Origin of the sequence: Pseudomonas sp. ATCC 13867 (genome assembly GCF_000349845.1) — a bacterium.
Lineage (GTDB): Bacteria > Pseudomonadota > Gammaproteobacteria > Pseudomonadales > Pseudomonadaceae > Pseudomonas.
Genome location: NC_020829.1, coordinates 1807024 through 1829432 on the forward strand (window position 1 = coordinate 1807024; position 22409 = coordinate 1829432).

General features: G+C 66.3%; 20 protein-coding genes and 1 pseudogene. 12 read left to right on the forward strand and 9 right to left on the reverse strand.

The window, feature by feature from the left end; translation table 11 throughout:
* Positions 1–65: 65 nt before the first annotated feature.
* The 3 genes from H681_RS08270 to H681_RS08280 form a co-directional block, all read right to left on the reverse strand.
* Entirely contained in the window at positions 66–689 is a 624-nt protein-coding gene (locus H681_RS08270; RefSeq protein WP_015476400.1) for an NAD(P)H-dependent oxidoreductase, read from the reverse strand.
* The gene (locus tag H681_RS08275) at positions 682–2076 is read right to left on the reverse strand and encodes a class II fumarate hydratase (RefSeq protein WP_015476401.1); all 1395 of its coding nucleotides are present in this window, start codon (positions 2074–2076) and stop codon (positions 682–684) included. The genes H681_RS08270 and H681_RS08275 overlap by 8 nt, the downstream gene beginning before the upstream one ends.
* 90 nt (positions 2077–2166) lie before the next feature.
* Entirely contained in the window at positions 2167–3180 is a 1014-nt protein-coding gene (locus tag H681_RS08280) for a DUF2804 domain-containing protein (RefSeq protein ID WP_015476402.1), read from the reverse strand.
* A 121-nt stretch (positions 3181–3301) separates the two neighbouring features.
* Here H681_RS08280 and H681_RS08285 point away from each other — a divergent pair.
* From H681_RS08285 to H681_RS08305, 5 genes and pseudogenes are all read left to right on the forward strand, one after another.
* Positions 3302–3857: pseudogene (locus tag H681_RS08285) on the forward strand (DUF2059 domain-containing protein).
* Between the two features lie 46 nt (positions 3858–3903).
* Positions 3904–4209, forward strand: coding sequence for a BolA family protein (locus H681_RS08290; protein WP_015476404.1), 306 nt, complete (start codon positions 3904–3906; stop codon positions 4207–4209).
* Positions 4210–4538: 329 nt separating this feature from the next.
* Positions 4539–5474: an oxygen-dependent tRNA uridine(34) hydroxylase TrhO gene (gene trhO, locus H681_RS08295; protein WP_015476405.1), complete on the forward strand. Its 936-nt coding sequence runs from the start codon at positions 4539–4541 to the stop codon at positions 5472–5474.
* A 36-nt stretch (positions 5475–5510) separates the two neighbouring features.
* On the forward strand, positions 5511–6113 hold the full coding sequence (locus H681_RS08300) for a DsbA family protein (protein ID WP_177324597.1): 603 nt from the start codon (positions 5511–5513) through the stop codon (positions 6111–6113).
* Positions 6106–7899 (forward strand): ABC transporter ATP-binding protein, encoded by a 1794-nt coding sequence (locus H681_RS08305; protein ID WP_015476407.1) that lies wholly within the window; start codon positions 6106–6108, stop codon positions 7897–7899. Before H681_RS08300 ends, H681_RS08305 begins: the two co-directional genes overlap by 8 nt.
* On the opposite strand, the gene H681_RS08310 is transcribed toward H681_RS08305, so the two are convergent.
* Together H681_RS08310 and H681_RS08315 are read right to left on the reverse strand one after the other, a co-directional pair.
* Positions 7900–8778, reverse strand: coding sequence for a class I SAM-dependent methyltransferase (locus H681_RS08310; RefSeq protein WP_015476408.1), 879 nt, complete (start codon positions 8776–8778; stop codon positions 7900–7902).
* Between the two features lie 119 nt (positions 8779–8897).
* Positions 8898–10001 (reverse strand): helix-turn-helix transcriptional regulator, encoded by a 1104-nt coding sequence (locus H681_RS08315; RefSeq protein ID WP_041711822.1) that lies wholly within the window; start codon positions 9999–10001, stop codon positions 8898–8900.
* 394 nt (positions 10002–10395) lie between these two features.
* On the opposite strand from H681_RS08315, the gene H681_RS08320 reads away from it, so the two are divergent.
* Positions 10396–12789, forward strand: coding sequence for an EAL domain-containing protein (locus H681_RS08320; RefSeq protein ID WP_015476410.1), 2394 nt, complete (start codon positions 10396–10398; stop codon positions 12787–12789).
* Between the two features lie 76 nt (positions 12790–12865).
* Positions 12866–13657 (forward strand): TenA family transcriptional regulator, encoded by a 792-nt coding sequence (locus H681_RS08325; RefSeq protein WP_015476411.1) that lies wholly within the window; start codon positions 12866–12868, stop codon positions 13655–13657.
* Positions 13658–13685: 28 nt separating this feature from the next.
* Here the strand turns inward: H681_RS08325 and H681_RS08330 are convergent, their stop codons facing one another.
* From H681_RS08330 to H681_RS08335, 3 genes are all read right to left on the reverse strand, one after another.
* Positions 13686–14642, reverse strand: a complete 957-nt coding sequence (locus tag H681_RS08330; protein WP_015476412.1) for a quinone oxidoreductase family protein — start codon at positions 14640–14642, stop codon at positions 13686–13688.
* A 34-nt stretch (positions 14643–14676) separates the two neighbouring features.
* Positions 14677–14838 (reverse strand): DUF1427 family protein, encoded by a 162-nt coding sequence (locus tag H681_RS25700; RefSeq protein ID WP_015476413.1) that lies wholly within the window; start codon positions 14836–14838, stop codon positions 14677–14679.
* An 809-nt stretch (positions 14839–15647) separates the two neighbouring features.
* Positions 15648–16415 (reverse strand): AraC family transcriptional regulator, encoded by a 768-nt coding sequence (locus tag H681_RS08335; protein WP_015476414.1) that lies wholly within the window; start codon positions 16413–16415, stop codon positions 15648–15650.
* A gap of 301 nt (positions 16416–16716) precedes the next feature.
* On the opposite strand from H681_RS08335, the gene hppD reads away from it, so the two are divergent.
* From hppD to H681_RS08355, 4 genes are all read left to right on the forward strand, one after another.
* Positions 16717–17802: a 4-hydroxyphenylpyruvate dioxygenase gene (hppD, locus tag H681_RS08340; RefSeq protein ID WP_015476415.1), complete on the forward strand. Its 1086-nt coding sequence runs from the start codon at positions 16717–16719 to the stop codon at positions 17800–17802.
* A gap of 48 nt (positions 17803–17850) precedes the next feature.
* Complete coding sequence (gene maiA / locus H681_RS08345; RefSeq protein WP_015476416.1) at positions 17851–18492, forward strand: maleylacetoacetate isomerase; 642 nt, start codon at positions 17851–17853, stop codon at positions 18490–18492.
* Positions 18493–18592: 100 nt separating this feature from the next.
* Positions 18593–20008 carry an amino acid permease gene (locus tag H681_RS08350; RefSeq protein ID WP_015476417.1) on the forward strand — a complete coding sequence of 472 codons (1416 nt, stop codon included), beginning with the start codon at positions 18593–18595 and terminating at the stop codon, positions 20006–20008.
* 92 nt (positions 20009–20100) lie between these two features.
* The gene (locus H681_RS08355) at positions 20101–20478 is read left to right on the forward strand and encodes an MliC family protein (RefSeq protein ID WP_015476418.1); all 378 of its coding nucleotides are present in this window, start codon (positions 20101–20103) and stop codon (positions 20476–20478) included.
* Between the two features lie 315 nt (positions 20479–20793).
* On the opposite strand, the gene H681_RS08360 is transcribed toward H681_RS08355, so the two are convergent.
* Complete coding sequence (locus H681_RS08360; protein WP_086009600.1) at positions 20794–21588, reverse strand: nucleoside-binding protein; 795 nt, start codon at positions 21586–21588, stop codon at positions 20794–20796.
* Between the two features lie 370 nt (positions 21589–21958).
* On the opposite strand from H681_RS08360, the gene arfB reads away from it, so the two are divergent.
* Positions 21959–22372, forward strand: a complete 414-nt coding sequence (gene arfB / locus H681_RS08365) for an alternative ribosome rescue aminoacyl-tRNA hydrolase ArfB (protein WP_015476420.1) — start codon at positions 21959–21961, stop codon at positions 22370–22372.
* Positions 22373–22409 lie beyond the last annotated feature (37 nt).

Genomic DNA, 22409 nt, shown 5'->3' on the forward strand with positions numbered 1-22409 from the left:
GAGGTATTGTCGAGCGGGATGCTGATCAGGGGATCAGCGCCAGCGCCAGGCCGAAGGCCAGCGCATCAGGCTTGCGTACCCAACTGCTCCGCGCGGCGCAGCCAGGTCTGGCGCTGTTCCTCGCTGGAGCCGCGGATCGGGCTGAACTCCTCCAGATGATGGAACTCGATACCGCAGGGCGCGAGGATGCAGCGGGTCATCTGGCGGTGCGCCGGAGCGCCCTGGCGCAGGCGGTAGTGCCAGTGGGTCTGGTCGTGGCTGACCAGCAGGTCGGCGCTGCGCCCGCTGAGCAGCGGCTCGAACTCGCGGGATTCGGCCGAGCGGTAGCGGAAGGCGAAGCCCGGTTGCAGCACGCGGTCGAAGAAACCCTGCAGCAGCGCCGGCAAGCCGCCCCACCAGACCGGGTAGATGAACGCCAGGTGCTGCGCCCAGTGAATCTGCCGCTGCGCCTCCAGCACGTCCGCCTCGAGGCTCTGGCTCTGTTCGTAACCGCCACGCAGCACGGGGTCGAAGTTCAGCTCGCCGAGCTTCAGGCTGTGCACCACGTGGCCCTTGTTGCGCGCGCCCTGGGCGTAGGCCTCCGCCAGCGCGTGGCAGAAGCCGCCGGGCTTGGGCGAGCCGAGCACCAGCAGCACGCGCTTGCCGTCGCCTTCGATGGGGGTGGCGCCATGCTTGGCCGCATCAACCATTCTGTCCCGCCTCCAGCATGGTTTCCGGGCGTACCCACTGATCGAACTCGGCGTCGCTCAGGTAGCCCAGCTCCAGCGCCGCTTCGCGCAGGGTCTTGCCCTCGGCGTAGGCCTTCTTGGCGATCTCGGCGGCCTTGTCGTAGCCGATGTGCGGGTTCAGCGCGGTGACCAGCATCAGGCCGCGCTCCAGGTGCTCGCGCATCTTTGCCGCGTCCGGCTCCATGCCGGCCACGCAGTGGCTGTTGAAGTTGCGGCAGCCGTCGGCGAGCAGGCGCACCGATTCGAGCAGGTTGTGGATGATCACCGGCTTGAACACGTTCAACTGCAGGTGACCCTGGCTGGCGGCGAAGGTGATGGTCGCGTCGTTGCCGAATACCTGGCAGGCGAGCATCGACAGGGCCTCACACTGGGTCGGGTTGACCTTGCCGGGCATGATCGAGGAGCCGGGCTCGTTGGCCGGCAGCTTCACTTCGGCGAAGCCTGCGCGCGGGCCGGAGCCGAGCAGGCGCAGGTCGTTGGCGATCTTCATCAGGGCGGTGGCCAGGGCCTTCGTGGCGCCGGAGAGAATCACCAGCGGCTCGTGCCCGGCCAATGCGGCGAACTTGTTCGGCGCGGAGACGAAGGGCAGGCCGGAAAGGTCGGCCAGTTCGGCGGCGATGGCGTCGGCGAACTCCTTCGGCGCATTCAGCCCGGTACCGACGGCGGTACCGCCCTGGGCCAGCTCGTAGACCGCCGGCAGCGCGGCGCGAATGGCGCGCTCGGCATAGTCCAGCTGGGCGACGAAGGCGGAAAGCTCCTGGCCGAAGGTGACCGGCGTGGCGTCCATCAGGTGGGTGCGGCCGGTCTTCACCAGGCTGGCGTGGCGGGCGGCCTGCTGGGCAAGGCCGCCGCTGAGCTCGGCGATGGCCGGCAGCAGGTCGTCATGCACGGCGCGCGCGGCGGCGAGGTGCATGGCGGTGGGGAAGCTGTCGTTGGAGCTCTGTGCGCGGTTGACGTGATCGTTGGGGTGTACTGGCGACTTGCCGCCGCGACCTTTGCCGGCGATCTCGTTGGCGCGACCGGCGATCACCTCGTTGACGTTCATGTTGCTCTGGGTGCCGCTGCCGGTCTGCCAGACCACCAGCGGGAACTGATCATCGTGCTCGCCGGCGAGGACTTCGTCGGCGGCTTCTTCGATCAGGCTGGTGATGTTTTCCGGCAGTTCGCCCAATTGGGCATTCACGCGGCCCGCGGCCTTCTTGACCAGCGCCAGGGCATGCACCACGGCCAGCGGCATGCGCTGCCCGCCAATGGCGAAGTTTTCCAGCGAACGCTGGGTCTGCGCCCCCCAATAGGCATCGTCGGGGACTTCGATGGGGCCAAGGCTGTCGGTTTCGGTGCGGCTCATGATGCGTTCCTCCTGGAATGACTCGGGCAGTTTAGGCCGTTGTCAGCGCTCCGGGTTCCGCGTCGGATCAATTGCCCTGATAGAGCCCGTTCACCAGCGCGCCCGGGTGGCGCCGACCCAGCCCAATGCTTCGCGTACCGGGACGTGCTCGCCGTCGAGGCTGCGCAGGGAGCCGTCGAAGTGGCCGAACCACTGGCTGGTCTCGGCGAACAGCGGCCCCAGGCGAGGGCAGGCGCGGTGCAGCTTGCGCGGCGTGAAGGTCAGGTCGACCCGCTTGCAGGGGCTGAGCAGGCGCCACGGAGCCAGGGGATCGTGGGGCGTCTGGTGGATCTCGACGTCGTGTTCCAGGCGTTGCAGTTCGCCGCCGAACCACAGGGCGTTTTCCTTGAGCGGGGTGTGGTCCGTCCAGCCGCTGCCGAAGTTGCCGGCGATGCCGCCGGGCGCGGCGAAGGCGGCGCGCGTCCAGTGGGTGCGGAAGGGCCACACGCCCCGGCCGAAGTCCAGGGCGGCGAAGCTTTCGCCGGCGCTGCACTGGTAGACGCTGCGGCCGAGCTGCAGGCTGCCGCGCACCGGCAGGCCCATCTGCCGGCTGCAGGCGTGGAAGCAGTGGCCGCTCATGGGCACGATCAGGTTGACCGACTCCAGGTGCGCGGGACGCTGGACTTCCAGCGCCAGGTCCAGCGGCTGGCCGCCGAGGTCGGGGGCGCAGGCGGTGATGCGCAATTGGCCGGGCTGTTCGACGAAGTTCAGGCTCAGGTCGCCATGCTGGAAGCTGTGGCTCTGGTTGGGCACCTCGGGCAGTTCGCAGCCCCGGCCCAGCGCGGTGATCCGGGTGCGGTGCACCGAGCGGCCGGATTCCAGGTCGAGGAAGTAGAGGGCGCCGTAGCCCAGGTAGTCGAGGTCGGCGACGGTCAGCGAGAGCATCCACCCCGGCGCGTTGATGCACCAGTGGTTCCAGCGTTTGCGGCGGCCCGGATTGCCCGGCAGGTGGCAGAGGACCTGCGGCCGGCTGGACCAGCCGACGGCGCTGGCGTTCAGGCGGCCCTGGGGGTCGCACAAGGGCGGTGAGTTCGCGTAGGGCGGCATGTGAGTGAAGGTGTTCATTGGACACATCCATGTGGCAACGCGACGCAGCATGCCGGTTTGCCGATACGTCGACAAGAGAAATGGGTCACCTCCCTGCTGTTCGGCGGTCTCTTGAGCACTTTCCGAACTTAGGCGCAGAATGGCGGGTCCCACCCGGACACACCTTCAGACTCAAGGACCGCCCCATGACCGTTCTTCGTACCCTCTGCACCGCAGCTCTACTGGTGGGTTTCAGCTCTCTTGCCCTGGCCGACGCCAACACCGAGGCGGAGAAGTTCCTCAAGCAGGTTCACGCCGACAAGCTCACCGTGCCGGTCTATGCACAGGTCCAGCAGATGCTCGCCCAGCGTTTCGCCGAGGCCAAGGCGCCCGACAGCAAGAAGGCCGTACTGGAGCGCTATCAGGCCAAGGCCAATGCCGAACTCGATCGCGCGGTCGGCTGGGACAAGCTCAAGCCTGAACTGGTCAAGCTCTACACCAGCAACTTCAGCGAGTCCGAGCTCAAGCAGATCAACGATTTCTATGCCTCGCCGGTGGGCCGCAAGATGCTGGACAAGATGCCGCGCCTGACCGCCGAATCCGCCCAACTGACCCAGGCCAAGCTGCAGACCGCAGTCGAGCCGGTGAACAAGCTGATGGCCGACATGGACAAGGAACTGGGTGTGAAAGCCCCGGCTCCGGCCAAGAAGCCCTGACTTTTACGGCTTTTCATGAACCGCCTGATTTACAGCGAGACCCGACATGAGCATGCGTGACCGTATCCAGACCGCCCTGGGCGCCCTCGAACCGCAGCACCTGGAGGTGTTCGACGAGAGCCACATGCACAGCCGCGGGCAGGAAACGCACTACAAGGCCGTGATCGTCAGCCCGGCGTTCGCCGGGCTGAACGCGGTGAAGCGGCATCAGAAGGTCTACGGCGCGCTCGGCGATCTGATGAGCCAGTTCCACGCCCTGGCGATGCACACCTACACCCCCGAGGAGTGGGCGCAGCAGGGACAAGCACCGGATTCGCCGACCTGCCGTGGCGGCAGCAAGCACGATCTTTGAGAGCTGCTGCGCGTCGGCCCTGCTGCGTTGGAAATCGATCGAAGTTGCTCATTTACAAAACGTAAACTCCGCACTTCGCTCGATTTTATTCGCTGGCGCTCACCCTTCGGGCCAGCCTTCGGCTGTTACTTCCGCTGGTCGTTTCGCCTTGCATGGCTCTAGCTCGCGAGCTCTCAACCGACTACCGGAATGTGAGGCAAGCTCCGCTCCGTGTAGAATGCGACTCCCAGCGCCGGCTTCTGCCGGCGCTGTCATTTTCAGCTTCTGATTCAGCTGTCGAGCCAAAGAACCCGGTCCGCCCTTTACGCGGGCGACCACTGGAGTGATGCATGACCACCGAAAGAATCGTCGTCGCGGCGTTGTACAAGTTCGTCTCCCTGCCCGACTACGTCGCCCTGCGCGAGCCCTTGCTGCAGACCCTGCTGGACAACGGCGTGAAGGGCACCCTGCTACTCGCCGAGGAAGGCATCAACGGCACCGTTTCCGGCACCCGCGCCGGCATCGACGGCCTGCTGGCCTGGCTGCGCAACGACCCGCGCCTGGCCGATGTCGACCACAAGGAGTCCTACTGCGAGGAGCAACCCTTCTACCGCACCAAGGTCAAGCTGAAGAAGGAAATCGTCACCCTCGGCGTGCCGGGCGTGGACCCGAACGCCAAGGTTGGCACCTACGTCGAACCCCGGGACTGGAACGCGCTGATCTCCGACCCGGAGGTGCTGCTGATCGACACCCGCAACGACTACGAAGTGGCCATCGGTACCTTCGAGGGCGCCATCGACCCGAAGACCAAGTCGTTCCGCGAGTTCCCCGACTACATCCGCGAGCATTACGACCCGGCGAAACACAAGAAGGTCGCGATGTTCTGCACCGGCGGCATTCGCTGCGAGAAGGCGTCGAGCTACATGCTCAGCGAAGGTTTCGAAGAGGTCTTCCACCTCAAGGGCGGCATCCTCAAGTACCTGGAGGAAGTACCCGAGGCGCAGACCCTCTGGCGCGGCGACTGCTTCGTGTTCGACAACCGCGTGACCGTGCGCCATGACCTGACCGAAGGCGACTACGATCAGTGCCATGCCTGCCGCAACCCGATCTCGGCCCTCGATCGCGCCTCGGAGCACTATGCGCCGGGCATCAGTTGCCCGCACTGCTGGGACTCGCTGTCGGAGAAGACCCGAGCCAGCGCCCGCGAGCGGCAGAAGCAGATCGAGCTGGCGCGCCAGCGCAACCTGCCGCACCCCATTGGCCGTGACCCCCGCGCGGAGAACTGATCCATGACCAGCCGCCTGCTCTACGTGATGGACCCGATGTGCTCCTGGTGCTGGGGTTTCGCCCCGGTGGCCAGGCAGTTGGTGGAGCAGGCGCGCGCCGCGGGCGTGCCGCTGGCGCTGGTGATGGGCGGACTGCGCACGGGGCAGGGCGCCGCGCTGGAGCCGACCACCAGGCGCTACATCCTCGAACACTGGCACGCGGTGCATGAAGCCACCGGCCAGCCGTTCCGCTTCGAAAACGCCTTGCCCGACGGCTTCGTCTACGACACCGAGCCGGCCTGCCGCGCGGTGGTCACCGCGCGCCGCCTGGACGAGGACTGCGCCTGGGCGCTGGTCGGCGAAATCCAGCGGGCGTTCTACGCCGAAGGCCGCGACGTCACCCGGGCCGCGGTGCTCACCGATCTGGCCGAACAGGTCGGCCTGCCGCGCATCGAGTTCGCCGAAGCCTTCGACAGCCAGGACAACCATCTGGCGACCCTGGCCGACTTTTCCTGGGCCCGCGACCTGGGCATCGCCGGCTTTCCCACACTGCTGGCCGAGCGCGACGGCCAGTTGGCCCTGCTGACCAACGGCTACCAGCCGCTGGGCGAACTCGCCCCGCTGCTGGAGCGCTGGCTGGAGCGCGGGCGGCATGCCTGAGCTGTCCGCTGACCGCCTGAGCTGGGCGGAGATTCGTCGGCTCGCTTTCCGTCACCGCAAGGCCCTGATCCTCGCCAACCTGGTCGCCGTGCTGGCCACCGCCTGCAGTGTGCCGATCCCGCTGCTGCTGCCGCTGCTGGTCGATGAAGTGCTGCTGGGCAAGGGCGACGTCGCCCTGCAGGTGATGAACCACTGGCTGCCCGACGGCTGGCACAAGCCGGTCGGCTACATCGGCCTGATGCTGCTGGTGACCCTGGTGCTGCGCAGTTGCGCGCTGGTGTTCAACGTCCTCCAGGCCAAGCTGTTCGCGCGGTTGTCCAAGGACGTGGTGTACCGCATTCGCCTGCGCCTGATCGAACGGCTAAAGCACATCTCCCTGAGCGAATACGAAACCCTCGGCGGCGGGTCGGTCAGCGCGCATCTGGTGACCGATCTCGATACCCTCGACAAGTTCGTCGGCGACACCCTGAGCCGCTTCCTGGTGGCGCTGCTGACCCTTTGCGGTACCGCAGGCATCCTGATCTGGATGCACTGGAAGCTGGCGCTGCTGATCCTGCTGTTCAACCCGCTGGTGATCTTCGCCACGGTGCAACTGGGCAAACGCGTGAAGCACCTGAAGAAGCTGGAGAACGACAGCACCTCGCGCTTCACCCAGGCGCTGACCGAAACCCTGGAGGCCATCCAGGAAGTGCGCGCCGGCAATCGCCAGGGCTTCTTCCTCGGACGTCTCGGCGTGCGCGCTCGCGAAGTGCGCGACTACGCCGTCGCCTCGCAGTGGAAGAGCGACGCCGCCGGGCGCGCCAGCGGCCTGCTGTTCCAGTTCGGCATCGACCTGTTCCGCGCCGCGGCCATGCTTACCGTGCTGTTCTCCGACCTGTCCATCGGCCAGATGCTCGCCGTGTTCAGCTACCTCTGGTTCATGATCGGCCCGGTCGAACAACTGCTCAGCCTGCAATACGCCTTCTATGCCGCCGGTGGCGCGCTGGCCCGGATCAACGAGCTGCTGGCCCGTGCCGACGAGCCGCAGTATCCGCCGCGCCGCGATCCCTTCGTCGGTCACGGCACGGTTGGTATCCAGGTGCGCGACCTGAGTTTCGCCTACCGCGACGAACGCGTGCTCGATGGCATGGACCTGGACATCGCCCCCGGCGAGAAGGTCGCCATCGTCGGCGCCAGCGGCGGCGGCAAGAGCACCCTGGTACAGTTGCTGCTCGGCCTCTACCAGCCGCAATCCGGCAGCATCCGCTACGGCGGCGTAGCACTGGAGGAGATCGGCCTGGAGTGCGTGCGCGAGCATGTGGCAGTGGTGTTGCAGCATCCGGCGCTGTTCAACGACAGCGTGCGCGCCAACCTGACCCTGGGCCGCGAGCGCAGTGACGAGGCCTGCTGGCGCGCGCTGGAAGTGGCGCAACTGGCGGACACCATTCTCGCGCTGCCGCAGGGGCTGGACAGCGTGGTCGGCCGCTCCGGCGTACGCCTCTCCGGCGGCCAGCGGCAGCGTCTGGCGATTGCCCGGATGGTGCTGGCCGAACCCAAGGTGGTGATCCTCGACGAGGCGACCTCGGCGCTGGACGCCGCCACCGAGTATGCCTTGCACCAGGCGCTGGGCCGCTTCCTCGAAGGGCGCACCACGCTGATCATTGCCCACCGCCTGTCGGCGGTTAAGCAGGCCGACCGGGTGCTGGTGTTCGATGGCGGGCGCATCGCCGAGGACGGCGCCCACCAGCAGTTGATCGCCGAAGGCGGGCTCTATGCCCGCCTGTACGGGCATCTGCAGCAGAGCTGATCAGCCGTAGCGCGTGACGTCGAGGAAGGTCACGCAATTGCCCAGGTCATGGAAGATCCGCGCCTGGCCGATGTCGTTGTAGGCAATGCCCAGCAGCAGGTCGAGCAGTTCGGCGTCGCTGCGGTAGTTCGGTTTCCAGTCCAGGAGCCCTTCCAGGTAGGCGATGTCCGGTATTCCCGGCAGGAAATTGCTCAGCAACAGGCGTCCGCCCGGCAACAGGCGGGCGAACAGGTTGCGGGTGAGATCGCGGGCGTCCTGGTCGCCGAGGACTTCATAGAGCCCGGCGCAGTAGATCAGGTCGAAATGGCACAGGTCGGTTCGCCCATAGAACAGTTCGTCGAGGCTGCACTGCACGGCCCGTATGCCCTGCGAGGCGTAGCAGGACTCCACGGTCTGCAGCGGCTGGAGTTGCGCGTCGAGGGCGATGAACTCGCGGAAGTACCCGTCGCGCAGGGCCCGCGAAAGATCCGCCTCGCGCAGGTGGCCGCAGCCCACGCAGAGGATGCGTGCCTGGCCGCCGAGCTGTTCACAGGTGCGGTCGATCTCCCGGGCCAGCAACTGGCGGCGCGAGCGCAGGGCGCGCGAGGCGGGCGCGGAGCAGGCGTAGCGGAACAGCTCGTCGGTGGGGCCGTCGGGCAGCAGGGTGCTGTCGATGCCGTAGAGGTAATCCATCAGCACGGCATTGCCGGCGCCTTCGCCCATTGGCCGCTCTCGCCGGCGGGGGAAGGGCAGCACACGGGGGCGTTCCTCGAGGCTTGCGTGGCCGGTGGCCAATGCCAGCAGCTCGGAGTTGCTGTCCTTGATGCGGTGCAGTTGCTGTTCGAGTTCTTCGATGGCTTGCCTGAGCGATTCCGGATTCTGCTGGGTCAGATTGTCCATTGCTGTCCACCCGGGGGTCCGATTGCGTGGCCGACCCCTTCGGGCCGGTAGTCCAGTTACCACGGTAGGGCGGGCGAAGCCCTTGGCCATCATCTGAATGAATGACGCCGCTCGCCGGATCAGCGTTGCCCCAGGCGCACCAGCAGGCTGACCAGTTCGGCCTGGCGGCTGGTCTGGGTCTTGCGGAACAGTGCGCGCAGTTGGCTGCGGATGGTATTGATCGAGGTACCCAGGTGTTCGGCGCACTGTTCCGGCGTCAGGCCGCGGACCAGCAGGTCGCCCAGGCGCCGCTCGGCCGGGGTGAGGCCGAAGAGTTCGCCGAGCAGGCTGCCCTGGCGTTGCGGATCGAGCAGGGCGAGCAGGGCCAGCGGGCGTTGGAAGCTCTGGTTGAAGCCGGCCTCGGCCGGCACGGGGGTGACCAGCAGCTCCAGTCCGCTGCCGTCGCTCAGTGGCAGCCAGCCCGCCTGTCCCTTGCCCTGGCGCGGTGCGGCATGGCGCACCAGCGATTGCAGGCGGGCGTTGTGCTGGCGGCATTGCAGGCGGCCGAAGATTTCATGAAACGTCGGCTTGTGCTGCCTGAGCCGCTGCTGGGCGGCCTGGTTGGCGTAGAGCACCCGGGTATCGCCATCCAGCAGCCAGAGCGGCGTGGGGTGCAGGTCGACCAGCAGGTCGCGCTTGGCCAGCTCCTGGCGCATGTCGCCGACCCGTTCGAACATCTGCGCCGCGCGGACCAGATGCTGGCTCAGGCGGCTCAGCAGGGCCTGTTCGGCGGGGGTGGGGTCGCGCGCGCCGACGCTGGTCAGCACCGACAGGTAGATGCCGGCGCTGGTCTGCTCGTTGATCTTCAGGCAGGAGATGTTCTGCATCCCGTTGGGGCGCTGGAACTCCTGGTAATAGGGATCGCGGCAGATCCGCTCCGGGCCGTACTCCGCCAGGTCGTGGTACCAGTTGCCCACGGGGCGGTGGAGCATGAAGCCCTTGGACGGATCGATATTGCAGTAGTCGCGGTTATAGAGATCGATGGCGCTGGGGTCGCACAGGTTGATCTCGCTGGCCAGGGCGTCGTCCCGGGTCTGGTCCCAGAACAGCAGGGCGCCCTGCTGGCGGCCGGTGGCATCGATCAGGCCGGAGAGCAAGGGCAGCCAGGCGCCCTCGTCGAGTACGCATTCATAGGAAAGCCCCACCAGTTGGTCGTACAGCGCTTCCATGTCCCGAGACGGCATGGGATTTCTCCGGCCTTGCAGATTGCACGATTGGCTGAGGTATGGCACATGGCCTTGTGTCGCGCAAGGCAGCGCAAAGGCGCGCCACCACTGCCCGTCGGTCGGATGCGGGGCTTCCGACGAATGGTGAATAAAGGCACCGTGCTACCAGTGTTTGGCCGGGTCGACGCTTCGTCAGCCGACCAGGCGCCCGGCCATGCGGTTTGAGGATTTTCCGTGATCGGCTATGAGTAAAAGGTAGTCAGACAGAAAGTCCCCACGGCGGCGCGAACCCGAGCCGCCCGGTGTGGCTTGCCAGGGATAAGAAGAAAGGAAGTCGAAGCGCGTTATGGATGCCTTGGGACTTTTGCCAATCCGTCGAAGAACCCGGCTGCTGCGGCTGGTATGGCCGTTCATGGCGGTGGTACTGCTGCAGGCGCTGATCGGCGCGGGCAGTCTGTACATTCTTTCCGGCGTACGGGCCTACGTGGGCGGCGAAAGTCTCTGGTCGAAGGGGCAGAAGGACGCCATCCATTACCTGCAGCGCTACGGCCAGACCCGCGATACGGAAGATTACCGCCGCTACCAGGCGGCCATCGCCATTCCGCTGGGCGACCGTACCTTCCGCACGGCCCTCGATCAGGTGCCGCCCGATATCGAGCGGGCGCGGCGTGGCGCGCTGGACGGTGGCAACCACCCGGACGACGTCGGAAGCCTGATCTGGCTGTACCGCTACTTCCACGAATACAGCTTCTTCGATGAGGCGGTGAAGCGCTGGATCGTCGGGGACGCCTACCTCGACCAGCTCCTGCAAGTGGCCGACGAAATGCATGCACGGATCCAGGCCGGCACCGTCAGCCCGGGCGACCTGAGCTACTGGAGCAGCCGTATCCAGGGCATCAACGACGGTGTGACGCCCGCCGCTATGGCCTTCTCCGCCGCCCTGGGCAAGGGCTCGCGGATGCTGATGTGGATGCTGCTGGTGGTCAATTGCCTGGTGGGGCTGGCCTTGATCATCCTGGCGGTCTGGCGGACCCGCAAGCTGGTGCGCCAGCAACGAGCCTTCGAAAGTGCCCTGGACACCGAGAAGGAGCGTGCGCAGACCACCCTGGCGGCGATCGGCGACGGCGTGGTCACCCTCGATTCCCAGGAGTGCATCGCCTATTTCAACCCCGCCGCCGAACGCCTGATCGGCTGGGACAGCGCGATGGCCGTCGGCCTGCCGCTGCGCTCGCTGCTGCGGGTGTTCGACGAGAGCGACCAGGAGGAGGGCTTGCCGCTGGTGGGGCAGATCCTGCGGGGCGAGGTGGATGGCGGCAGCGAGTCGAGCAAGCTGATCCAGCGGCTGGACGGCACCAGCGTGGCGGTGACCCTGGTGGGCACGCCGATCCATGCCGACGGTCGCGTGGTTGGCGTGGTGCTGGTGATGCATGACATGACCCGCGAACGCCAGTACATGGCCAGTCTGTCGTGGCAGGCGACCCACGACGCCCTGACCGGCCTGACCAACCGCCGCGAGTTCGAGTTTCGCCTCAAGCAGGCGTTGGAACGCTCCGCGCACATGGATGACCGCCATGCGCTGATGTACCTGGACCTGGACCAGTTCAAGCTGGTCAACGACACCTGCGGCCACGCCGCCGGCGACGAGCTGTTGCGCCAGGTCTGCTCGGTGCTGCAGCAGTGCCTGCGCGACGGCGACACCCTGGCGCGGCTGGGGGGCGACGAGTTCGGCATCCTGCTGGAGAACTGTCCGCCAGAAATGGCGGAGCAGATCGGCGAGCGTATCCGCCTGACCGTCCAGGGCCTGCACTTCATCTGGGAAGCCCGGCCGTTCAACATCACCGTCAGCATCGGCGTGGTGCACGTGTCGTCGCTGCTGGTGTCGGTGGAAGAGGCGCTGCGCTGCGCCGACATGGCCTGCTACATGGCCAAGGAAAAGGGCCGCAACCGGGCCCAGGTGTTCCGTCCCGACGATACCGAGCTGTCGACCCGCGTCGGCGAGATGGCGTGGGTCCAGCGCATCCGCCTGGCGCTGGACGAGGAGCGCTTCTGCCTCTACGCACAACCGATCTTCCCGGTCGATCCGCGCGCGCAGGAGGGCGCCCACGTCGAGCTGCTGCTGCGCCTGAACGACGAGTGCGGCCGGCTGGTGGCACCGATCAACTTCATCCCCGCCGCGGAGCGCTATGGCCTGATGCCGGACATCGACCGCTGGGTGGTCGAGAGCGCCTTCAAGACCCTGGCCGCCCGTGCGGCGGAGGGGGACTACGAGCCGATCCAGACCTGCGCGATCAACCTGTCCGGGGCAACCGTCGGCGATGACACCTTCCTCGACTTCCTGCGCGACCTGCAGCCGCGCTACGGCATTGCCCCGGCGAGCATCTGCTTCGAGGTCACCGAAACCAGCGCGATCGCCAACCTGGTCAACGCCACGCGCTTCATCCAGGAGCTCAAGGCCCTGGGCTACCGCTTCTCCCTCGATGACTTCTGCGCCGGCATGTCCTCCTTCGTCTACCTCAAGCACCTGCCGGTGGACTACCTGAAAATCGACGGCAGCTTCATCAAGGACATGCTCGACGACCCCATCGACCGGGCGATGGTCCAGGTGATCAACCAGATCGGCCACGTCATGGGCAAGCGCACGGTGGCCGAGTTCGTCGAGTCGCTGGAAATCCTCGAAGTGTTGCGGGAAATCGGCGTCGATTACGCTCAGGGGTATGGCCTGGCTCGGCCGCAACCTTTCAACCGGAGCTTCCTGCGCGAGACGGAAATGGCGACCGTTGGGTCGAACACAACCTCCGGACGGTGACGCCAGGCGCGCAGAGGACTAATCTGAGGCCAGTCTTACCGGTGCTTGCATGGATCGATCGGCAACGGAGCCTTGGATGAACGAAACCTTTGTTCGCAGTGGGCCGCTCAAGGAGCTTTCCAGTTATCCCCTCTGGGCCCAGCGCCTGGTGCAGGACTGCGAGAGCAGCCGCCAGGCGGTGGTCGGCCATCCGCTCTACGCGCGCATGCGTGACGGCCAGCTCAGCCGCCAGACCCTGCGCGCCTTCCTCATCGGCGGCTGGCCGGTGGTGGAGCAGTTCCCCCTGTACATGTCGCAGAACCTGCTCAAGACCCGCTTCGGCCGCAGCCCCGGCGAGGACATGGCGCGGCGCTGGCTGATGCGCAACATCCGCGTCGAGCTCAACCACGCCGATTACTGGCTGCGCTGGGCCGAAACCTACGGCGTGACCCTGGGCGAACTCAAGGTCCAACTGGTGCCGGCCGAGCTGCATGCCCTCAGCCACTGGTGCTGGCACACCAGCGCCAGCGACGAGCTGGCGCTGGCGATGGCGGCCACCAACTACGCCATCGAGGGCGCCACCGGCGAGTGGTCGGCGCTGGTCTGCTCCACCGACGCCTACGAACGCACTCTGCCGGCGGGCAGCCGCAAGGACGGCATGCGCTGGCTGAAGATGCACGCCCGCTACGACGACGATCATCCGTGGGAGGCGCTGGAGATCATCTGCACCCTCTGCGGCCCGCAACTCGCGGTGTCGCGCTGCCTGGCGCTGTGCGAGGCGATCTGCAAGAGCTATGGCTACATGCGCATGTTCCTCGACCACTGCATGGCGCTGGAGCAGGCGCAAGGCGACTCGCGGCGACGGCCGATGCAGCAGGCGGCGGGCTGAGAGGGGAACCTCCTGGCCCCGTCCAGCCTCAGGGCACGAGAATGATCTTCTCGCTGCTCCCCTCATTGACCTCGTGATAACGCTGCACCCCCTCGCTCAGCGGCACTTCGCGCAGACCGGTCGGCAGCGGTAGCCTGCCATCGTCGAACCATTGGCCGAACTCGCGCAGCATCGCGGCGCAGGCGACTGTGTCGTACAGCAGTGAATTCACCCCCACCACCGAGCCGCCGCGTCGGTACAGCGCCAGGGTCGGCAGGTGCACGTGGCCGTCCACCGGCGCGGCGATGATGGCGATGCGGCCGAAGGTGGCCAAGGCGGTGACGGCTGCCGGCAGCCAGAAGCCGGTGGTGTCGAAGATCACCTCGGCGCCGCCGGGGAAGTGCTCTTCCACCTGCGCGGGCAGCGTTTCGGCGGAACCCAGCAGGATGCTCCGGACACCTTGCGCCTGCAGTTCCGCCTGCGACCCGGTGCGGCGCACCGCGACCAGCACCTCGGCGCCACGGGCCTTGGCCAGGGCGATGGCGGCGGCGCCGACGGCGCCCGAACCGATCACCAGCAGACGGGTGCCCGCACACACCTGGCTGCGCTCCAGCGCGTCCCAGGCGGTGGTGTAGGGCACGCCGCAACTGGCGGCCTGGGCGAAGCTCATGCGCTCGGGCATCGGCGCCACGCCGCCGGCCGGCACGCTCATCAGTTGCGCATGGCTGCCGTTGCGGGTGAAGCCCAGCCCCTTGCCGGTGCCCCAGACGGACTTGCCGAGCAGCTCGGCCGGGCCTTTCACCACGGTCCCGGCGAAATCGCGGCCCGGCACGCGCGGCAGGGTGGTGTAGGGGAAGCGGCCGAGGACGTTCTTCACGTCACTGGGGTTCAGGCCGGCGGCATGGATTTCCACCAGGACCTCGCCGGCGGCGGGCACCGGGTCGGGCAGTTCGGTGAAACTCAGGGCGGCGAGGTCGCCGGTACGGTCGAATTGCAGGGCTTTCATGGCACGGGTCCGTAACAGTGAGAGGAAGGTCGAGTCAGTGCAGCCAGCGGTTGAGCAGCGGCAGGGCGTTCTCGCCGATCTGCATGCCCAGCAGGCCGACCAGCGCCACCAGCGGTGGGGCCGGCGAACGGAAATCGAGGAAGTGGTAGGCCAGGCCGACGGCGAGGCCGATGGCCAGGGAGATCAGGTAGCTCATGGTGTCCTCCGCGCGAGGCTCGGCGGTTGAAGGGGGATGAGTGAAGTCTAGGGCGGGGGACCGGCTGGCGCCGGTCATCGGCTTCGGAATATCGGACAGATGTGTGGTGGGGGATTGGACGGGGTTGGCTCACTGGCTCCCGTAGGAGCGGACTCCGTCCGCGATGCTCTTGTAGGGCGAGTAACGCGTAGCATTATCCGCCGTCTTGCCCGGTGTTCCTGCGCTGCTTCGGCGTGCTCGGATGTCTTCTGTTTCGCCCCCTCGGGCGAGTTACTTTCTCAAACGACAGAAAGTAACCAAAGGTCTTTGCCCCATCATCCGGGTCCCGCTTCGCGGGACTTCCCTCGCTCCATCGAAGTTTCAGGGGCACGCCGCGAAGGGCCATCCCTGGCCCATCGCGGCTCTCGCGGCATCCATGCCGCTCAACCCCTTAAACTCCGATTCCACTCGGCCTCCTGAAGGGGCGCTCCGGCGTGTGCGGAGGTTTCTCTGGAAACCGATTTTTGTAGGAGCGAGCTTGCTCGCGAACAAATGTCCCGGCTGCATCAGCGCTGGGCGGTTCGCGAGCAAGCTCGCTCCTACGAAGAACCATCCAGCATGAAACAGCCAAAGTTGCAGGCGCGCACAGAGTCCCGTCAGGAGGCCGGATGTCGGGACGAGCCCTTTTGGTTCCTTTTGGGGCCCAAAAGGGACTCGCCCGAGGGGGCGAAACAAAATCTTTCAGCACATGCCGAAGCGGCGCAGAAACGCCGTACGAGACGGCAGATAACGCATAGGCAGCAGAAACCTGCTGCGATCCTGTGAGGCGATTACTTCCCGCAATACTCCGACGGCGCCATCCCCAACTCCCGCCGGAACATCTCGCTGAAGCTCCCCGGCTGGTAGCCCAGGGCGTGGGCGATCTGGCCCACCGGCACGCCCTCGTTGAGCTGCGCCACGGCAGTGGCCAACTGCACCTGCCGGCGCCACTGGGCGAAGCCCATGCCCAGGCTGCGCTGGAACAGGCGGGCGAGCGTGCGCACACTGGCGCCGGCGTCGGCGGCGTGTTGCTCGAAGGGGATTTCCTGCGAGGGCTCGGTCATCACCGCATGGCAGAGATTCAGCAGGCGGCGGTCCGACTCGTCCGGCAGCGGCACGCGCAGCAGCAGGCTGCGGGCACGCTGCAGTTCCAGCACGGCCAGGTGCGACAGCGCCTGGTAATAGTCGGTGTCCGGTGCGCGCTCATGCTCGACCAGATGCACGATCAGCTCGCGCAGCAGGCCGCCGACCTCGAAGGCCTGTACCCGCTCGCCCAGCGAGTCGGCGGTGCCGGGGCGCAGGTAGATATTGCGCATCTGCAACTCGCTGACCACGCGGATGCCGTGGGGCACCTGCGGCGGCAGCCAGACGGCGCGGTTGGGGGGCACCAGCAGGGCTTCCTGCGGGGTCTCCACCCACATCACCCCGGACATCGCATAGAGCACCTGCCCCCAGTCGTGGGAGTGCGACTCGATGTGCAGGCCGCGCGGGTAGCTGCGGGCCAGGGCGCGGAGCGACGCGGTGGTGGCGTCGAAGTCGGGAGGAGCGGCGTGGGCCATGAACGGATTCGGCGGTGGAGATGCACCGAATGGTAGCCGCTGACCGCGCCCGCTGGCGAGCCGGGCTGCTCGCGGTGGCACGCTGGCGCACCACCTTGTAATGAAATCTTTACGGTGCGACGGCTCGCCGCAGGGGGCTTTGGCGGGCGTAAGGTTTTCTTGCCATGCCGCCCCCGCGAGGCCGGGTGGCGGCGTGTCGGAGTGGCTTGTCCACGGCGGCGCGGACGGTTGAGATGAAGGTATTCCAGACGCCTGGACGGCCCCGCGCCGATCCAGCCGATAACGACAACGAGGAGGCCGGATGAACGCCGTGACCAAGATCGAACAACACAATCCCATCGGCACCGACGGCTTCGAGTTCGTCGAATTCACCGCCCCCGACGCCCAGGGCATCCAGCAGCTGCGCCAGCTGTTCACCGGCATGGGCTTCACCGAGACCGCCAAGCACCGTTCCAAGGAAGTCTTCCTGTTCCAGCAGAACGACATCAACATCGTGCTCAACGGCAGCCCCACCGGCCATGTCCACGAGTTCGCCAAAAAACACGGCCCGAGCGCCTGCGCCATGGCCTTCCGGGTGAAGAACGCAGCGCAGGCCGCCGCGTACGTCGAATCCCAGGGCGCGAAACTGGTGGGCAGCCACGCCAACTTCGGCGAGCTGAACATCCCCTGCGTCGAAGGCATCGGCGGTTCGCTGCTGTATCTGGTCGACCGTTATGGCGACAAGAGCATCTACGACGTCGACTTCGAATTCATCGAAGGCCGCACCGCCCGCGACAACGCCGTCGGCCTGCTGTGCATCGACCACCTGACCCACAACGTCAAGCGCGGCCAGATGGACGTCTGGTCCGGCTTCTACGAGCGCATCGCCAACTTCCGCGAGATCCGCTACTTCGACATCGAAGGCAAGCTCACCGGCCTGCTGTCCCGCGCCATGACCGCGCCCTGCGGCAAGATCCGCATCCCGATCAACGAGTCGGCGGACGACAAGTCGCAGATCGAGGAATTCATCCGCGAGTACCACGGCGAAGGCATCCAGCACATCGCCCTGACCACCGAGGACATCTACGCCACCGTGCGCCAGCTGCGCGCCAACGGCGTGGATTTCATGAGCACCCCGGACACCTACTACGCCAAGGTCGACACCCGCGTCGCCGGTCACGGTGAGCCGCTGGAGCAACTGCGCGAGCTGAACATCCTCATCGACGGCGCGCCGGGCGATGACGGCATCCTGCTGCAGATCTTCACCAACACGGTGATCGGCCCGATCTTCTTCGAGATCATCCAGCGCAAGGGCAACCAGGGCTTCGGCGAGGGCAACTTCAAGGCCCTGTTCGAATCCATCGAGGAAGACCAGATTCGCCGTGGCGTGATCTCCGAGACCAAGTAACCGTCACTCGCGCCGGCCGCTTTTCGCGGTCGGCGCCGGAGAGCCGTCATGCTGACCCTCTATTCCTACTGGCGTTCCAGCGCCGCCTACCGGGTGCGTATCGCCCTCGGCCTCAAGGGCCTGGCCTACCGCCAGGTGCCGGTGCACCTGGTCAAGGAGGGCGGCCAGCAGCACGCCGACGCCTACAAGGCGCTCAACCCGCAGGAACTGGTGCCGCTGCTGGTGGACGGCGAGGCGCGCATCGCCCAGTCCCTGGCCATCCTCGAGTACCTCGAGGAAACCCACCCGCAACCCAGCCTGCTGCCGCGCGATGCGCTGCAACGCGCCCAGGTCCGCGCGCTGTCCCTGCACATCGCCTGCGACATCCACCCGCTGAACAACCTGCGCGTGCTGCAGTACCTCAGCGGTCCGCTGGGCGTGGCGGACGAGGCGAAGAATGCCTGGATTCGCCATTGGGTCGAGACCGGCCTGCGCGCAGTGGAGGCCGGTTTGGACGTGCTGCCCGGCCCGCTGTCCCTCGGCGAGCGCCCCGGGTACTTCGAGGCCTGCCTGATTCCCCAGCTGTACAACGCCCGTCGCTTCGACTGCGACCTCTCCGCCTGCCCGCGCCTGCTCGCCATCGCCGCGCGCTGCGAATCCCTCGACGCCTTCCAGCAGGCCGCCCCGGAGGTGCAGCCCGACGCCCAGTAAGCTCCCTCGTTCCACCGCTCTTTAGCCTTGCCTTGCCCGCACCGCCCAGCCACGAGCCGGGCGGCCGATTCCCGTCACAGATAAAAACAACAGGTGACGCATGACGCGTGAAACTCAACACGCAGGCCAGCTCCAGCGCGGCCTGAAGAATCGCCATATCCAGCTGATCGCCCTCGGCGGCGCCATCGGTACCGGGCTGTTCCTCGGCTCGGCCGGGGTGCTCAAGTCCGCCGGCCCGTCGATGATCCTCGGCTATGCCATCGCCGGTTTCATCGCTTTCCTGATCATGCGCCAGCTCGGCGAGATGATCGTCGAGGAGCCCGTCGCCGGCTCCTTCAGTCACTTCGCGCACAAGTACTGGGGCGGCTTCGCCGGTTTCCTCTCGGGCTGGAACTGCTGGGTGCTGTACATCCTGGTGGGCATGTCGGAACTCACCGCGGTGGGCAAGTACATCCACTACTGGTGGCCGGAGGTGCCGACCTGGGCCACCGCCGCGCTGTTCTTCGTGGTGGTCAACGCGATCAACCTGTTCAACGTGAAGGCCTTCGGCGAGGCGGAGTTCTGGTTCGCCATCATCAAGGTCGCCGCCATCGTCGGCATGATCGCCCTGGGCTGCTACCTGCTGGCCAGCGGCACCGGCGGCGAACAGGCGGCGGTGAGCAACCTGTGGGCCCACGGCGGCTTCTTCCCCAATGGCATCAGCGGGCTGGTGATGGCCATGGCGATCATCATGTTCTCCTTCGGCGGCCTGGAAATGCTCGGCTTCACCGCCGCCGAGGCCGACCAGCCGAAGCAGGTGATTCCCAAGGCGATCAACCAGGTGATCTACCGCATCCTGATCTTCTACATCGGCGCGCTGGCCGTGCTGCTCTCGCTGACGCCGTGGGACAGCCTGCTGCAGACGCTTAATGCCTCCGGCGACTCCTACAGCGGCAGTCCCTTCGTGCAGATCTTCTCGATGATCGGCAGCGGCACCGCGGCCCATGTCCTCAACTTCGTGGTGCTCACCGCCGCGCTGTCGGTCTACAACAGCGGCACCTACTGCAACGGCCGCATGCTGGTGGGCCTGGCGGAGCAGGGCGATGCCCCGCGCGCGCTGGCCAAGGTGGACAGCCGTGGCGTGCCGGTGCGTTCGCTGATGGTCTCGGCGGCGGTGACCTTCCTTGCCGTGCTGGTGAACTACCTGGTCCCGGCACGTGCGCTGGAGCTGCTGATGTCCCTGGTGGTCGCCGCGCTGGTGATCAACTGGGCGATGATCAGCCTGGCGCACCTGAAGTTCCGCGCGCGCATGGATGCCGACGGCAAGCGCACCGCCTTCCGCGCCGTGGCGTATCCGGCGGCCAACTGGCTATGCCTGGGCTTCGTGGTGTTCATCCTCGGCGTCATGTTGCTCACCCCGGGCATCCAGGTGTCGGTCTATGCGATTCCGGTGTGGCTGCTGGTGATGTACGGCTGCTATCGCCTCAAGCGCCAGGGCGGGGTGCGTGGCGAGGTGCGGACGGCGTTGGCGGACTGAGCGACCCGACTTTGAGACGGGCCGCCCGCGATTGACCGTGCGGCCCGACCTTTCCTAGAGTGACCGGGCCATTTTTCGTCAGAGGGAAACTCATGAAAAAAGCACTTTGGCTGCTCGCGGCCGCCGTGCCGGTTCTCCTCGTCGCCTGCGGCGGCGAAGAAAAGAAAGCACCCCAGGTCGACGCGCTGGTCCTGCCCGGCGATGCCAAGCTGGATTCGCGCAGCGTCTCGTACAAGTGCGAGGACGGCCGCAAGATCAGCGTGCAGTACCTGAACAAGGGCGACAACAGCCTGGCCGTGGTGCCGGTGACCGACGCTTCCAGCCTGGTCTTCGCCAACGTCATCTCCGCCTCCGGCGCCAAGTACGCCGCCGGCCAGTACATCTGGTGGACCAAGGGTGAAGACGCCACCCTGTACAAGGACTGGAAAGGCGGTGAACCCGCTGATGGTGTGGCCTGCAAGGAGAGCTGATTCCTCTTGTGGCGTCCGAATGAAAGAGCCCGGCACGAGCCGGGCTTTTTCATGTCAGCGCCAAGGGGCGGAGCTTTTGTAGGGCGAATAACGCGCCAGCGTTATCCGCCGCGCGGCAACGGCGGATAACCTGTTCCAGGTTATGCGCCCTACGACCTGCCGGGCTTTTTCATGGGCTTTCGATCGGTGGGATTGGTGCCGGGCGGGTTCGCGAGCAATAACGATGGCGTCCCCCTCGCTCCTACAGGTTAGTGATCGCGCAGGCTTGCTTTTCGTAGGAGCGAGCTTGCTCGCGAACCGCCGCCACTCCCGACGCTAGAAGGTGAACTCCAGGTTCACCGTCGGCGTCGAGGTACGGGTGCCGCGCCCGCCGTCCACACCGAACTTGTTGTGCCAGTACTCGTAGCCCACGCCCAGCCACAGGTTCGGCTGGCGCTTGTTGCCCGGCAGGGTGGCGAACATCAGCGAGGTGCGCACCAGCGTTTCCGGCGCGGTGTCGTTGTCGTTATAGTCCTCGCCCTTTTCCCCGGTGTAGTTCAGGAAACCCTGGAACTTCGCCCCGTGGTCGCCCAGCTGGAACGGCCGCAGCCAGGTCAGGTTGACCATGTAGGTGGTGTCGAAGGTATGGTCCGGGTGCTTCACGTTGGGGATGCCGGAGTGGTTTTTCTCGCGGTAGTAGAACAGCGAGAGATCGAGTACGCCGGGGCTGTTGAACTTCACCGTGGGGCCGAACACCAGCGCGCGTTTCTTCGCCGAGCCGAGGTTGTTGTTGCGGCTGGCGTCGAAGCCGAAGGTGAAGGCGTGGTCCTTCACCAGGCCCTTGCCCTGCGGCAGGTCGAACACCCGCGAGGCGTACAGCTGGCTGCGGAATACCCCGTAGACCTCGCTGCTGCCGTGGTCGGTGCCCTTGCGCGGGTCGTCGCTGTCGGACTGCAGCACGTCGAGGTGGAAGAAGTTGCTGCCGTAGCGGTAACCGTCCGCGTGGCTGAAGCTGAAGATGCGCTTGCTGATGTCGTGCGGGTTGTTCGGGTTGGTGAAGCCCTTGCCGTAGCGGAACCCGAGGGTGTTGCTGGTCCACTCGAAGAAACGGTCATCGTCGGCCTGCGCCATGCCCAGCGGGGCGAGCACCAGCGCGGTGCCGAGGGCGATCCGGCGGCCGGTGCTCAGGCGGCGACTGGAACGGGGTTGGGGGCGGGCGGCGCCAAGGGCCGTCATCGCGGAAGAAACCATGCTGCACCTCTGTGTTGTTCTTATTTTTTGTGGCTTCGGGGCCGGCGTCCCGCAGGGTGAACTGCGGTCGGTGACAGGCTGGGTTCTAATGGTGAATTGCTGACATTGCAAGAAAAATTTGTACACAAGTTCGTATACAAAAATTGACGCGAAAGTCAGAAACGGGGGCTGCGTGGCGAACTAGATGGCTTCGGGACAGGTGCGGCGGTGCGCGGTATCCTGCCCATTATTTCTTCGTTGAATCCTTCCCATGCTGCAGATTTCCAACACCGTGCAGATCCCCGATGCCGAGATCGAGCTGAACGCCATCCGCGCCCAGGGCGCTGGCGGGCAGAACGTCAACAAGGTGTCCAGCGCCGTGCACCTGCGCTTCGACATCCAGGCCTCGTCGTTGCCGGCGTTCTACAAGGAGCGCCTGCTCACGCTGAGCGACCAGCGCATCACCGGCGATGGCGTGGTGGTGATCAAGGCCCAGCAGTTCCGCACCCAGGAGCAGAACCGCGAGGACGCGTTGAACCGCCTGGCGGAGCTGATCCGCAGCGTGGCGAAGGTGGAGAAGAAGCGCCGCCCGACCAAGCCGACGCTGGGCTCGAAGACGCGCCGGCTGGAAGGCAAGAGCAAGCGCGGGGCGATCAAGGCGGGGCGGGGGAAGGTGGATTACTGAGGGGCTGCTGTTTTTGTAGGAGCGAGCTTGCTCGCGA